Here is a 13,710-nt window from a genome sequence, read left to right on the forward strand (position 1 = left end):
AGCACCGCCGCCACGCCGCCCCCCGCCGCCCCGTCCCAGCCTTGACGCCCCCTCGACCCGAGCGGAGAACGCCTGATGGCTCCCGTCACCCCCGCCGCGCTGCGTGGCGGCATCGTGTTCCTCGATCCCGAGCAGGGGCGGGTGCTGCGTGTCGTGCCGTTCCAGTACAACCCGGACACGGTGACCCGGACGCTCACCGCGCAGGGGGTCGGGGACGAGGCGGGGGCGCGGTTGGAGGCGCTGCGGCTCAAGGGGCCGCCGAAGGAGACGTTCAAGCTCGACGCCGAGTTCGACGCGGCCGACCAGCTCGACCCGATGGGGTGCCGGTCCTCGGAGGTGGGGCGGACCGGATTGTTCGGGGCGCTGGCGGCGCTGGAGAGCGCCGTGTACCCGCCCAGCGCGCAGCTGCTCGAAGAAGAGAGCCTCGCCTCGGCCGGGATGATCGAGATCGCGCCGATGGAGGCGCCGCTGACCGTGCTGGTGCTCGGCACCCGGCGGGTGGTCCCCGTGCGCATCGTCGACCTGACCGTCACCGAGGAGGCGTACGACGGCGAACTCAACCCGATCCGGGCCAAGGTGGGGCTCTCCATGCGCACCCTCACCGTCGACGACGTCGGCTTCCGGCACAAGGCGGGCGTCCTGTACCTGCGCTACCAGCAGACCAAGGAGCGATTCGCCGACCTCGTCGGCACCGGGGGGCCTGAGGCGGTGGGCCTGACCGCCCTCTAGCCCCCTCCCCGGACGCCACCCCGAAAACCCGAGAAAGGCAGCGGATGTTCGAGCCCACCAGCCGGTACCACGCCCTCGCGACCGCGACCTGGACGGCGCCGGACGGGCGGACCGTCACCTACGTGCGCCGCCGCTTCCTGCCGCAGCCCGACGAGCTCGCACCGCTCGGCGAGCACGTCGTGGTGGGCGGCGACCGGCTGGACCTGATCGCCGCCCGGCACTTCGGCGATCCGGACCAGGACTGGCGGATCGCCGACGCCCACCGGGTGCTGCGGCCCGACGACCTCACCGCCACCGCGGGCCGGCGCCTGCGCATCACCCTCCCCGCCGGGCTGCCCGGCATCCCGGTCACCGGAGCCGCCACCTCATGAGTGCGAACCTGCGGCTGATGCTGCTCATGGGCCGGGTGGTGGCCGCGCCCGCCCCGGCCGTGCTGCTGGACGCCCTGCAGTCCGTCCAGGTCACCAGCTCCAGCGGATCGGCCAGCGGTTTCCAGCTGACCTTCGCCGTCGCCAAGCGTTCGCCGGTGATGCAGGTGCTGCTGCCCTCGGGGGCCCTCGACCCGAAGACCAGGGTGATCGTGGTCGCGGTGGTCGGCGGCGTCCCGCATGTGCTGACGGACGGCGTGGTCACAAGGCAAGAGCTCAACCCCGGTACCTCGCCCGGAACTTCGCAGCTCACGCTGACCGGCGAGGACCTCACGGTCCTGATGGACCTGAAACACGCCCAGCATCCGTACCCCGGCCTGCCGTTCAACCTGCGGGCGATGGCCGTGTGCGCCCGCTACGCCGAGTACGGCATCATCCCGGCCGCCGTGCCCACGGTGATCAGCAACCTCCCGGATCCCACGAAGAAGATCCCCGTCCAGTCGTGCACCGATCTCGAGTACCTGCGGGGCATGGCGACCGACGCGGGTTACGTCTTCTTCCTCGAACCGGGGCCCGTGCCAGGCCTCAGCATCGCCTACTGGGGCCCCGAAGTGCGCGCCGGAATCCTCCAGCCCGCACTCACCGTCGACTCGGGGGCCGCGACCAACGTCGAGTCGCTCACCTTCGGCTACGACGGGCTCAGTCGGACCCAGTACACGATCCCCCTCACCGAACCCAACACCAAGATCACGTTCCAGCTGCCGGTACCGGACGTCAGCCTGCTCCGCCCGCCCCTGGCCCTCCGGCCGGCGATCGCCATGCGCGAGAAGCCGGTGCCCGACCTGACCGGCCGCACGATCCCCGAGGCCCTGCTGCTGGGGCTCAGCCGCACCTCCGCTTCCGCGGACGCGATCAGCGGCAGCGGCAAGCTCGACGTACTGCGCTACGGGCACGTGCTCAGCGCGCGCCACCTGGTCGGTGTCCGGGGCGCCGGGCTCGCGTACGACGGGGTGTACTACGTGCGCAGTGTCACCCATGACATCCGGCGCGGGGAGTACAAACAGAGCTTCCAGCTCAGCCGGGACGGACTCGTCTCCAACACACCGGTGGTGATCCCATGACCAAGACCGCCCCCGCCGCGACAAAGCGATGGGACGGCCTCTACCAGGGCGTGGTCGTCTCCAACGTGGACCCGACCCAGTGCGGCCGGCTCCTGGTGCGCGTGCCCGAGGTGCTCGGCAACTCTCCCAGCTTCTGGGTGGAACCGCTCACCCCGCTCGCCGGTCCGGGCTACGGGATGTACGTCGTCCCGACTCCCGAGTCCGGGGTGTGGGTGAAGTTCCTGGGCGGCGACCTCGAACGGGGCGTCTACCTCGGCTTCTGGCGCGGCGGTCCGGCCGACGTCCCCCCGGCCGCCAAGCTCACCGCGCCCGGCATCCCGCAGATCGTCCTGGCGACTCCGAGCCAGAACGCACTGGTGATCAGCGACCAGAGCGCTCCGCTGGGCGGCATCACCCTGCAACTCCACGGCCCCGCCGGGCCGTTCATCAAGATCGACGAAAAGGGCATCGAGCTGTCCTGCGGTCCCGGCCTGGCCAGCATCAGGCTCATGGGCAAGCAGGTCATCGTCAACGACGGCGCCCTGATGGTGCAGTGAGGAGTACGGGATGCCGGGACTGCTGTTCCACTTCGGGGCGACCATGACCTGCGCCCATCCGCCGGGACTGGCGAACATCCCGGTGCCCGTCCAGCAGCGGGTGCTGGTCATGGCGCAACCGGTCGCCACCACCGCGGACACCTTCCTCGTCACCGGCTGCCTCCTGACCGGGACCGCCCCGCCCTGCACCACGATCCAGTGGCTGGGCGTGGCCGGCCGGGTGTTCGTGAACGGGCTGCCCGCCCTGCTCCAGCCCACCCCGCCGCCGTCCCCCGGCGCCGGGCTGAGCAATTCCGCGCCACCTGTGCCGCCCCTCGTGCAGGCCGCCCAGATCCGCGTGTGGGGGATGTGAGCGCCGTGAACATCGACTTCCCCTACCGCATCGACGCGCGCGGCCGGACCGCGGCCGTCGGACATGCGGAGCACGTGCGGAACATGGTGGAACAGGTGCTGTTCACCTCGCCCGGCGAACGGGTGCACCGGCCCGACTTCGGCTGCGGGCTGCTGGACCTGGTCTTCGGGCCGGCGGGGCGGGAGGTGGCCGCCACCGTCGAAATGACGGCCCAGGCCGCCCTGCAGCGCTGGCTCGGCGATCTGCTGACCGTCGAAACCCTCGAAGTAGCCGTGGAGGAGTCCGCGTTGAACGTGTTCGTCGCCTACCGGCTCCTCGCCACCGGCGAGCGGCAGAGCATCCGCATCGACGGAGGGACCGCGCGATGACCGGAGCGGAGCACCGTCCGAAACAGGAACCCGCGGACGGACCCGCGGACGCCACCTCGTACAGCACCTCGTACGTGTCCGACCACGTTCCGTCGCCCGCGTACGGGTCCGGGACGCCGGCGCTGGGCTGCGACAGCGAGCGGCGGCGGGCCGCCGTGCGCGCACACGGCCTGGGCGGCATCGAGGACGTCTCGGTCGGGGCCGACCGGCGCACGCTGACCGTCATGTTCTTCGGGACGCCGCCCACCGGGCTGAACCGGGACGACTTCCGCATCGAGGGCGGCCGGCGCGTCACCGGCATCCGGGTCACCGGCGTCGCCGCGCACGACGACCCCGACGGGGACGGCGACCGCTGCTGCCTCCGACTGACCCTCGACCGCTGCGGCGACACGTCCGTCTACCGGCTGTGCGCCCTGGGCCCCGGCTTCGACTCCCGCTACAACAGCCGGGATTTCAGCTTCCGGCCCACACCGGCGGGTCTGGACTGCGCACCCGCGGTGGATCCCGGCCCGCCGCTGCCCGAACCGGCACCCGTCATCGACTACCTGGCCAGGGACTTCCCGAGCTTCCGGCGGCTGCTGCTCGAACGCTTCTCCCTGACGATGCCGGGGTGGACCGAGCGGCACGCCGCCGACCTTGGCACCACCCTGGTCGAGCTGCTCGCGCACGTCGGCGACCGGCTGAGCTACCAGCAGGACGCCGTCGCCACCGAGGCGTACCTCGACACCGCCCGGCTGCGCACCTCCGTCCGCCGCCACGCCCGGCTGGTCGACTACCCGATGCACGACGGCTGCGCCGCCCGCACGTTCGTCTGCCTGGAGGCGCGCGAGGAGACCACCCTGCCGGGCGGGGACCTGGCCTTCACCGTGCTCCCGCCCGGCCGGTACGCCGGCCCGCTCGGGCCGGTCCTGGCGGCGGCGGAAGTCGACGCCGTTCAGCGGCCCGTCTTCCAGCCGGTGCACGACCGGGACATCACCTTGTACCCCGCCCACAACCGGATGTCCCTGTGGACGTGGGAGAACCGCGAATGCTGCCTGCCCGCGGGCACGACCACGGCCACCCTGCGCGACACGGCGGCGGACGAGGGGCCGCGGCAACGCGTGCTGCGGCTGGTCCCCGGCGACGTCGTCGTCTTCGAGGAGGTGCTCGGCGCGGGCACCGGGTCCCCGGCCGACGCCCTCCCCTCACACCGGCAGGCCGTCCGGCTAACCGGGGTCACGCCGACGGTCGACCCGCTCACCGACACCCCCGTCCTCAACATCTCCTGGGCCGCCGAGGACGCCCTGACCTTCCCCTTCTGCGTCAGCACCCGCGGCCCGGCCGGCGAGGACCTGGAGGTCGGCATCGTCCGGGGCAACGCCGTGCTCGTCGAGCACGGCCTGTCCAGCACGTGGGCCGGCCGCCCCGCCGAAGACCTGCCCCCGCCCGTCGGGCGCCGGCCCCATACCCTGCGGGGCAGCCAGGTCACCCGGACCGCGCCCCACCCCCGGCCCGCCGACATCGCCGCCGCACAGGCCCGGCGGCTGGAGCGGCTGCCGGATGCGGCCCGGGACCGGCTCCGGGAGCTCGGCAGACGAAGGGTCCGGCCCGGGGACGCCGACCTCGCCTTCCTGCGGACGCTGTTCGGGCCGCGCGTACTGGAGCGGGCCCGCCTCGACGAGCATCCCCGCGCGGCGCTGGAATCCCTGCTCCATCGCTTCGACGAGCTCCTCGAAGGGAAGCTCCGGCGCATCGATGCCCTGGCCCGGCAGGCCCGTTCGGGGTACCTGCTCCAGGAGGCGGACACCGGCTGGGAGCTGGACCACACCTGGGGCGACGGCGCGTGGTGGCTGATCGCCCCGGACAACCAAGCCCTGCACGGTCCGGCCCGCGAGGCCCTGCTCCCCGACCCCCGCGAGGCGCTGCCCGCCCTGAGGGTCTGGCTGCGGAAGAAACCGGAGGAGGAGCCCGACGGGCCGGACGGGCCGGACAGGCCGGAAGGTCCGGCCGGGCCGTCGGGCAAGGAACAGACGGGCCGCAAGTCCCAGACGGCTCAGGCAGCCCAGACGGCGCAGACGGCGCAGACGGCTCAGGCAGCCCAGACAGCTCAGGCAGCCCAGACGGCACAGACATCGCAGACGGCACAGACAGCCCAGACGGCGCAGACCGGCCGGTCGCAGCATCGGACGACGGGGCCCGACAACCCGCACCACTCCCACCACACAGACCGCACCCACCACGCCGACCACGCCGACCGGTCGGGGGAGCCCTGGATCCCGCGCCGCGACCTCCTCTCCAGCGGCCCGCGCGACCGCCACCTCGTCGGCGAGAGCGACGACGACGGCGTGCTCACCCTCCGGTTCGGCTCGGGCGGCGCCGGGGCCGCACCGCCCCCCGGCAGCGCACTGGTGGCCGAGTACCGGATCGGCAACGGCCGGGCCGGCGACGTCGGCGCCGGCATGATCTGCCTCGTCTCCGCCGGCGCCGCCGACCTGTCGGCCGTCGCCACGGTGTGCAACCCGCTGCCCGCCACCGGCGGCACCGACCCCGAACCGGTCGCCGCGGTACGGCTCGCCGCACCCCGCGAACCCTTCCGCCGCCTGCGTCGCGCCGTCACCGCCGCGGACTACGCCGCGCTCGCGGGCCTGCGCCCCGGAGTGCAGCGGGCCGCCGCGGCCCTGCGCTGGACCGGCAGCTGGTACGAGGCGGACATCGCGGTGGACGCCCTGGGCAGCTCCGACGTACCGCACCGGCTGCTGGCGGAGGTCCGCCAGGAGCTGCACCGCTACCGCCGCATCGGGCACGACGTGGTCACCGGCCCGGCCGTGCACGTCCCGCTCGAAGTCGCCCTCGCCGTCACGGCGGAGCCCGACCACATCGGCGGGCACGTACGGCGGGACGTGCTGCGCGAACTGCGGCCCGGCCGCCTGCCGGGCGGCCGGCGGGGCTTCTTCGACCCCGACGAGCTGACCTTCGGAACCCCGGTGCGGGTGAGCCGGCTGGTCGCCGCCGCCGCGGCCGTCCCCGGCGTCCGGCACGTCGAGGTGACCTGCCTGCGCAGGCTGCACGGCCCGCCCGGCCCCGCCCGGACCGCACCCCCCGGGACAGCGACCGCTGCGGCCGTCCCCGCCCCGACCGCGCCCGCCATCGTCGAGGCCGTACCGGCCTCCGGCGTCCTGCGGCTGCGGCCGCTCGAGATCGCCCGGCTCGACGACGACCCGGCGCGCCCCGAGAACGGGCGGCTGACCGTCACTGTGCAAGGAGGACGATGAGCAGCTCGCCCCGCAGCCCCGGCTGCTGCGTCGGCACCCGGTCCGCGACCCCGGCCGCGGTCTGGAACCGCCCCGGCCTGCCCGCACTGGACCGCCGCATCGGCACCCACCGGCAGTTCCTGGACTCGATGCTGGCCCGGCTCTCGGCCGCCGACCGCCCCGAACTGGCCCCGCTGACCACCCGCGAGCCGGACGACCCCTCGATCGCCCTGCTCGACGGCTGGGCCGTCATCGCCGACGTCCTGACCTTCTACCAGGAGCGCATCGCCAACGAGGGGTACCTGCGCACCGCCACCGAGCAGGACTCGCTGACCCGGCTCGGCCGGCTCGTCGGGCACCGCCCCCGGCCCGCGCTCGCGGCCGCCACCCACCTCGCGTACACCCTCGACCCGGGGACCAGCACGACGATCCCGGTGGGCTCCCAGGTCAAGAGCGCCCCCCTGCCGGGCGGGCTGCCGCAGACCTTCGAGACCTCCGAGGACCTCACCGCGCGCGCCGAGTGGAACGAGCTCCCGGTCCGCCGCACGACCCCGCCCGCCTTCACCCCGGACCGTGTCCGAGACCTCAGGCAACTCGAACTCACCGGCATGCACCCCTCGATCCGGCCGGGCGACCGCCTGCTCTTCCGCTTCTCGGCCCCCAAGGACGCCAGGGTGCGCACCGTCTGGGAGGTCCGCCCCGACCCCGCGCGGGGCTGCACCGTCGTGTACTTCGCCTCCCCCAACGGGGAACAGCTGTACGCCGAGACCATGGCCCGGCTGAGCAGCGGTGTACGCGCCTCCGTGCTCCAGGTGCCGCCGAGCAAGATCGCCGTCGACATCAAGACCCAGGTGCTGGAGCCGCTCCAGGAAACGGGCATGCAGCCGCAGATCGGCCGGTACCTGTCGCAGATCGCCGACCCGCTCCGGCGCCTCGGCGAGCACCTGGCCGTCGCCCGTGCCACCGGGGACGCCGCCGTCGAGGCCTGGCTCGCCCCGGTCGTCCTGCGCGGCCGGGCGGTGTCGGCCGCCGCCGCCACCGTGACCGGGGTGCCGCTGCTCGCCGACCCGGGGATGGCCGTCGTCACCGCCGGGGTGCCCGAGGACACCCCGACGCTCCTCGGCCTCGCACCCGCCCTGGACGCGCTGGCCGGACCCGGATCCCGCCCGCCCACCGGGTCCCGGATGCGACCGCCCGTCGTCGCCGACCTGTTCGCCGCCGACTCCGACGCCCTGCCCAGGCTGCTCGCAGCCGCCCGCCCCCAGCTCGCGGGAGAGCTCTACCGCGCCCTGAACACCGTCTCCGTCGCGGCACCCGACTCCTTCGTCGAGGTGCAGTGGCTGCGCGTCCGGGCCGCCCCCGCCGGCACCGCGTTCCGCGAACGCGGGAGGAGGGGCGCGCGGCTGATCGACGTGGACAACATGGAGCGCAACAACGGGGTCGCCCCCGAACTCCGCCAGCTCACCCTCGACGCCGTCTACGACACCATCGTCGCGCGCAGCTGGATCGTCGTGGAACGCGGCGGCAAGGACCCGCTCGTCCGCCGGGTGCAGGAGGTCCGCCAGCCCGCCGCTCTGGGACGGAACCTGTCCGTCAGGTCGACCCAGCTGCTCCTGGAGACCTCGCTGCCGCCGAAGTACTTCACCGACGACGGGCGGCGCCAGACCACGGTCTGGGCGGCCGGCGAAGCTCTTCCGGTGGCCGAGGCCCCGCTCCGGGACGACGTCGCCGACGGGGAGATCGAACTGGACGGCGCCTACGAGGGGCTGCACCCCGGCCAGTGGCTGGTGGTCTCCGGCGAGCGCACCGACGTGCCCTTCGTCACCGGCGTACGCGGCACCGAGCTGGTCATGCTGGGCGGCGTACGCCAGACCCACGGCCGGCGCCCCGGCGAACGGGCGCGCACCACGCTCCTCCTGACGGCCAGGCTCGCCTACCGCTACCGGCGCGACACCGTCGTCGTCCACGGCAACGTCACCCCCGCCACCGCGGGCGAGACCCGCACCGAGGTCCTCGGCAGCGGCGACGCAAGCCGGGCCCGCCAGACCTTCCCGCTGCGCCAGGGCCCGCTCACCTGCCTGCCCGCCGCCACGCCCGAAGGCGCGGCCGACACCCTGGCCGTCCGGGTCGCCGACCTGCGGTGGCAGCGGGCCGACGACCTCACCGAACTGGGCCCGGCCGACACGGGCTACCGGCTGCGGACCGGCGCCGACGGCGCCGCCGCCGTGGAGTTCGGCGACGGCCGGCACGGCAGCCGGCTGCCCACCGGCACGGAGAACGTCGGCGCCCGCTACCGGATCGGCTCCGGCAGCGCGGGCAACGTGCCCGCCGGACAGGTCAACCAGGTGGTCAGCACGCCCCCGGGCGTCAGCGCCGTCACCAACCCGCTGCCCGCGACCGGAGGCACCGACCCGGACGGCGTCGACGACACCCGCAGCCGCGTCCCGCTGCGCCTGCGGGCCCTGGACCGGCTGGTCTCGCTGCGCGACTACGAGGACTTCGCCCGCGCTTTCGCCGGCATCGACAAGGCGAGCGCGCAGCACGTCACCGACGGCCGCCGCCGGATCGCTCTGGTCACCGTCGCCGCCGTCGACGACGCCCCGCTGGCGCCCGGCTCGCCCCTGATCACAGCCCTGGAGACGGCGCTCGCCGAGTACGGCGACCCCCATCTGCCGGTACGGGTCGTCGTACGCGAGCGGGTCCTGCTCCTGATGGCGGCCGGTATCCGGGTACAGCCCGACCGCACCTGGGAGTCGGTCGCCCCCGCGGTCCGCACCGCCCTGTACGACGCCCTCGGGTTCGCGCGCACCGAATTCGCCGCCCCCGCCCACCTCAGCACGGCCTACCGAGCCGCCCAGTCCGTGCCCGGCGTCGACCACGTGGACGTCGACCTGTTCACGGGCGTCCCCGACGACATCGGCACCGCCGCCCTGACCCGTCTCGCCGGCACGCTCACCGCCGCCCGCCCCTGTGTGCCGGCCCGGCCCGCCGGGAACCGGGCCACCCGCCACGACACGGCCGACCGGGACACCCTCACCTCCGTGGCCCGGCAGTACGGGCTCACGGTCCGCCGGCTCCTGCGGCTCAACCCCGGCATCGACCAGAGCGTGTTCCGGGCCGGGCTGAAGGACTCCTTCCCGCAGCTGGTCGTCCGGCGCGGGCTGCGGCCCGCGCAGCTCGCCGTGCTCGACCCCGCGACCCCCGAGACCCTTGTCCTGCGGAGGATCCCATGACCCCCGACGAGCTGTACGGCCTGCTGCCCGCGGTCCACCGGCGGCGCGACGAGGAGACCGGCAGCCGGCTGAAAGCGCTCCTCGCCGTCATCGCCGAACAGGCCGACCTGGTCGAGGCCGACATCGAGCGGCTCTACGCCGACTCGTTCATCGAGACCTGCGCCGACTGGGCCGTCCCGTACCTCGGCGACCTCGTCGGCCACCGCATGCTGCCCAGGGCGGCCGCCGCGCTCGACACGGGCACGGCCGAGGCACAGCGCTGGCTTGCGGCGGCCGCCCCCCGCCGGGAGGTGGCCGACACCGTCGCCAACCGGCGCCGCAAGGGCACGCTCGCCCTCCTGGAGGACCTCGCCGTCGATGTGGCCGGCTGGCCGGCCCGCGCCGTGGAGTACCGCCGGCTGCTCGCCGTCACCCAGCCCGTCCGCCGGTACCCGGCCGACGACCGCGGGGCCCGCCGCCGGCTGCGCCACGGCCGGCTGCCGGACCTGCGCCGGGTGGACGCCCTCGACCGGCTCTCCGGGCCCTTCGACGAACTGGCCCGTACGGCGGAGGCCGCCCGCCCCGGATCCGCACGCCGGGCCGGGCGGTACGGCATCCCCGGCGTGGGCCTGCACGTGTGGCGGCTGCTCGCCCACGCGGTCACCCGCGCCCCGGCCTACTGCGACGACCGCGCCCCTTACCGGTTCACCTTCAGCATCCTCGGCAACGACACCCCGCTGTTCACCAAACCGGTGACCGAGCCGTCCCCGTGCCACACCGCGGACGAGATGAACGTCCCGGCGCCGATCAGACGACGGGCCCTGAGCGAGCGGCTCGCCGACTACTACGGACCGGGCAAGAGCCTGTGCGTGTGGACCGGTCCCGAGGAGGACCACCCGGTGCCGCTCGACCGGATCGTGGCCGCCGACCTGTCGGGGTGGACCTACCGGCCGCGGGCCGGCCAGGTCGCCGTCGACCCGGTCCTCGGCCGGATCGCCTTCCCCTCCCGCGAGGCGCCGGAGAGCGGTGTCCAGGTCACCTACCACCACGGGGCCGCCGCCGACCTGGGCGGCGGCGAGTACCCGCGCCCCGGCGCGGCGGACGCCGGCGCGGCCGCCCACGTCTACCGGGTCGGGCCCGGTGAGCCGTACCGGCGCATCACCGAGGCGCTGGAGCGCTGGCGCGGCGGCCGGCGGCACGGCGCGCGGCGGCCCGAGGCGGTCGTCGAGATCACCGGGAACGACGCCTACCAGGAGATCCTCGCGATCGACCTCGACCCCGGGGACCGGCTGACGCTGCGGGCCGCCGACGGGGTCCGGCCGGTGCTGCGGCTGCTCGACTGGTCCGGCAACCGTCCCGACGCCCTGCGGATCACCGGCACGGGCCGGGGCGCGGGGCCGCTGCCGCGGATCGTGCTGGACGGCCTGCTGGTTGCCGGGCGCAGCGTGCAGGTGCACGGGGCGGTGGGCGAGGTGGTCGTCCGGCACTGCACCCTGGTGCCCGGCTGGGATCTGGACGAGGGGGCCCGCCCGCAGCATCCCGAGGAGCCGGGACTGGAGCTGGTCAACACCCCGGCGCGGCTCCGGGTCGAGCACTCCGTACTCGGCACCGTCGTCGTCAGGCAGGACGAGACGGCAGCCGAACCCAACCACGTCTGCCTCGCCGACTCCGTACTGGACGCCACCGGCCGCGAGGCGGCGGCGCTGACCGGCCCGGAGGGCCGCCCCGCGCACGCCGTGTTCGCCGCGCGCCGCACGACCGTGATCGGGGCGGTGCGGGTGCGGGCCGTGGAGCTGCTGGAGAACTCCCTGTTCGACGGGGAGGTCCGGGTTTCCCACCGGGGCGAGGGCTGCGTGCGGTTCTGCTGGCTGCCGCCGGACTCCCACACCCCCGCCCGGTTCCACTGCGAGCCGGAGCAGTCCGGCGACCCGCGACGCGTCGCACTGCGTTTCACCAGCACCCGGTACGGCACTCCGGGGTACGTTCAGCTCGCCGACGGGTGCGCCGAGGAGATCCGCCGGGGCGCGGACGACGGCTCGGAACCGGGTGCTCTGCACGACCTGTTCCAGCCGCTGCGGGAGGACAACCTGCGCACCCGCCTCGACGAGTACACGCCCGCCGGCTGCGACAGCGGCCTGTTCTTCGTCACCTGAGCGGCGGCGGCCCCGGGCCGCGCGCGGACGAGCCACTCTTCACGTCAGGGAGCGCACCACGATGCAAGGCGACTTCTCCCGGGTCACGTTCGACCGGGACCGGCACTTCTCCGCGGTCCTGTCCCAACAGGGGCGCGTGCAGCTCGACTCCGAGATCAACGAGCAGACCGCGATCCTCCAGTACTACCTGCGCACCCTGGTCGCCGACGTCCTCGGCCCGGCGGCCTGTCCGGCCGGCCCGCAGGAGACGGACCCCGGCGGGTTCCGGGTCGCCGTCAACGACGGCGTGCTGACCGTGACCCACGGACGCATGTACGTGGACGGCATCCTCTGCGAGTGCAAGGAAGGCGCGGAGTACTGGAGCCAGCCCGACGGCTACCTCGACCAGGAGCGGCAGGAGGCGGAAGGGAAGCTGCACGAGGGCCCGTTCCTGGCGTACCTGCGCGTGTGGGAGCGCCTGGTGACGGCCCATGAGGCGCCCGAGCTGCGGGAGCCGGCCCTCGGCCTCCACGGCCCCGACACCACGGCGCGCACCCGGGTCGTGTGGCAGATCGACTGGTTCCCGCTGAGCCCCGGACACCCCGTCCCCGACCCTGCCCCCGAGACCGCGCAGGACTGGCTGGCCGAGGAGCTGACGGCCCGCTTCGGCCCCCGGGCGGAGCTCGCGGCCCGCGCCCGGCTCGCCGAGGGCGACACGGACCCGTGCGACGTGGCGCCCGACTCCGGCTACCGGGGGCCGGAGAACCAGCTGTACCGGGTGGAGGTGCACCGCGGCGGAACGGTCGGCCGGGCCACGTTCAAATGGTCGCGTGAGAACGGCTCGGTGGTCCTCCCGATCAGGTCGGTCGCCGGGCCCACGCTCGAACTGGACACGCTCGGCCGGGACAACAAGCTCGGACTGGAGCCCGGCGACACCGTCGAGATCGTCGACGACGCCTCCGTCTGCCGGGCCGCCCGGGACGTGGCGGGGCGAGCTCCGCGGCTGTACCGCATCACGGAGGTGGACCACGTCGGCCGGCGGGTGGTCCTGGACGCCGCTCCGGCGGCCGACGCCCACCACCCGGGGCTCGGCACCCTTCCCGAGCGCCACCCGCTGCTGCGCCGCTGGGACCACCGGCCGCCGGAGCCGGCCACCGGGCCGGCGGGGGGCACCGCAGGCAGCGGGAGCGTCGCCACGGCGGTGTCCGGCGAGGGCGCGCTGCTGATCGAGGAGGGGCGGTGGCTGCCGATCGAGGACGGGATCGAGGTGTTGTTCGAGCCGGTCCCACAGTCCGCCCCCGCGGCTCCCGCCACCCCCGCCACCCCTGCCGCTCCCGTCGACCCCGGTGCCCCGCCCGTGCCCCCCGCCCTCCCCGAACCCCCGAAGCGGTCCTACCGGGCGGGCGACTACTGGCTGATTCCCGCACGGGTCGTCACCGGGGACGTCCTGTGGCCGGCCGACGCGAACGGCGACCCGCAGCGCAGGGCGCCGCACGGCATCGACTACCACTACGCACCACTGGCCAAGGTCGAGCAGGCGGGGGCCGACGGCGCCCGGACCCCGGAGGACCTGCGCAAGGTGTTCCGCCCGCTGGCCCAGCCGCTTCCGCCGCTGTGACCGGGTGAGGAATCGGGCGGGGAACCTAAGGCCAGGCGCGGCCC

Annotated in this window: 10 protein-coding genes; all 10 read left to right on the forward strand. The window is 74.6% G+C overall.

Going from position 1 to position 13,710, the window contains the following annotated elements; all coding sequences use genetic code 11:
- Window positions 1-75 precede the first annotated feature (75 nt).
- The 10 genes from OG332_RS38720 to OG332_RS38765 all read left to right on the forward strand — a co-directional run bounded on the left by OG332_RS38720 (window position 76) and on the right by OG332_RS38765 (window position 13,666).
- Window positions 76-729, forward strand: coding sequence for a hypothetical protein (locus OG332_RS38720; protein ID WP_327417817.1), 654 nt, complete (start codon window positions 76-78; stop codon window positions 727-729).
- A 44-nt stretch (window positions 730-773) separates the two neighbouring features.
- On the forward strand, window positions 774-1,100 hold the full coding sequence (locus OG332_RS38725) for a LysM domain-containing protein (protein WP_327417818.1): 327 nt from the start codon (window positions 774-776) through the stop codon (window positions 1,098-1,100).
- Window positions 1,097-2,218, forward strand: coding sequence for a hypothetical protein (locus tag OG332_RS38730; RefSeq protein WP_327417819.1), 1,122 nt, complete (start codon window positions 1,097-1,099; stop codon window positions 2,216-2,218). Before OG332_RS38725 ends, OG332_RS38730 begins: the two co-directional genes overlap by 4 nt.
- On the forward strand, window positions 2,215-2,754 hold the full coding sequence (locus OG332_RS38735; protein ID WP_327417820.1) for a phage baseplate assembly protein V: 540 nt from the start codon (window positions 2,215-2,217) through the stop codon (window positions 2,752-2,754). Before OG332_RS38730 ends, OG332_RS38735 begins: the two co-directional genes overlap by 4 nt.
- A 10-nt stretch (window positions 2,755-2,764) precedes the next feature.
- Entirely contained in the window at window positions 2,765-3,106 is a 342-nt protein-coding gene (locus OG332_RS38740) for a hypothetical protein (protein WP_327417821.1), read from the forward strand.
- Between the two features lie 5 nt (window positions 3,107-3,111).
- Window positions 3,112-3,474 carry a GPW/gp25 family protein gene (locus OG332_RS38745; RefSeq protein ID WP_327417822.1) on the forward strand — a complete coding sequence of 121 codons (363 nt, stop codon included), beginning with the start codon at window positions 3,112-3,114 and terminating at the stop codon, window positions 3,472-3,474.
- Window positions 3,471-6,725, forward strand: coding sequence for a putative baseplate assembly protein (locus OG332_RS38750; RefSeq protein ID WP_327417823.1), 3,255 nt, complete (start codon window positions 3,471-3,473; stop codon window positions 6,723-6,725). Before OG332_RS38745 ends, OG332_RS38750 begins: the two co-directional genes overlap by 4 nt.
- A complete protein-coding gene (locus OG332_RS38755) occupies window positions 6,722-9,937 on the forward strand; it encodes a putative baseplate assembly protein (protein ID WP_327417824.1) in 3,216 nt (1,071 codons plus the stop codon). Before OG332_RS38750 ends, OG332_RS38755 begins: the two co-directional genes overlap by 4 nt.
- Window positions 9,934-12,069, forward strand: coding sequence for a hypothetical protein (locus OG332_RS38760; protein ID WP_327417825.1), 2,136 nt, complete (start codon window positions 9,934-9,936; stop codon window positions 12,067-12,069). Before OG332_RS38755 ends, OG332_RS38760 begins: the two co-directional genes overlap by 4 nt.
- A gap of 61 nt (window positions 12,070-12,130) precedes the next feature.
- Window positions 12,131-13,666 carry a DUF6519 domain-containing protein gene (locus tag OG332_RS38765; RefSeq protein WP_327417826.1) on the forward strand — a complete coding sequence of 512 codons (1,536 nt, stop codon included), beginning with the start codon at window positions 12,131-12,133 and terminating at the stop codon, window positions 13,664-13,666.
- Window positions 13,667-13,710 lie beyond the last annotated feature (44 nt).

Origin of the sequence: Streptomyces sp. NBC_01233, from assembly GCF_035989305.1 — a bacterium.
Lineage (GTDB): Bacteria > Actinomycetota > Actinomycetes > Streptomycetales > Streptomycetaceae > Streptomyces.

Bases quoted from the DNA above. Each gene is read 5' to 3' on its own strand.
- OG332_RS38720 (WP_327417817.1), top strand. From the start codon at position 76: ATGGCTCCCGTCACCCCCGCCGCGCTGCGTGGCGGCATCGTGTTCCTC.
- OG332_RS38725 (WP_327417818.1), top strand. From the start codon at position 774: ATGTTCGAGCCCACCAGCCGGTACCACGCCCTCGCGACCGCGACCTGG.
- OG332_RS38730 (WP_327417819.1), top strand. From the start codon at position 1,097: ATGAGTGCGAACCTGCGGCTGATGCTGCTCATGGGCCGGGTGGTGGCC.
- OG332_RS38735 (WP_327417820.1), top strand. From the start codon at position 2,215: ATGACCAAGACCGCCCCCGCCGCGACAAAGCGATGGGACGGCCTCTAC.
- OG332_RS38740 (WP_327417821.1), top strand. From the start codon at position 2,765: ATGCCGGGACTGCTGTTCCACTTCGGGGCGACCATGACCTGCGCCCAT.
- OG332_RS38750 (WP_327417823.1), top strand. From the start codon at position 3,471: ATGACCGGAGCGGAGCACCGTCCGAAACAGGAACCCGCGGACGGACCC.
- OG332_RS38755 (WP_327417824.1), top strand. From the start codon at position 6,722: ATGAGCAGCTCGCCCCGCAGCCCCGGCTGCTGCGTCGGCACCCGGTCC.
- OG332_RS38760 (WP_327417825.1), top strand. From the start codon at position 9,934: ATGACCCCCGACGAGCTGTACGGCCTGCTGCCCGCGGTCCACCGGCGG.
- OG332_RS38765 (WP_327417826.1), top strand. From the start codon at position 12,131: ATGCAAGGCGACTTCTCCCGGGTCACGTTCGACCGGGACCGGCACTTC.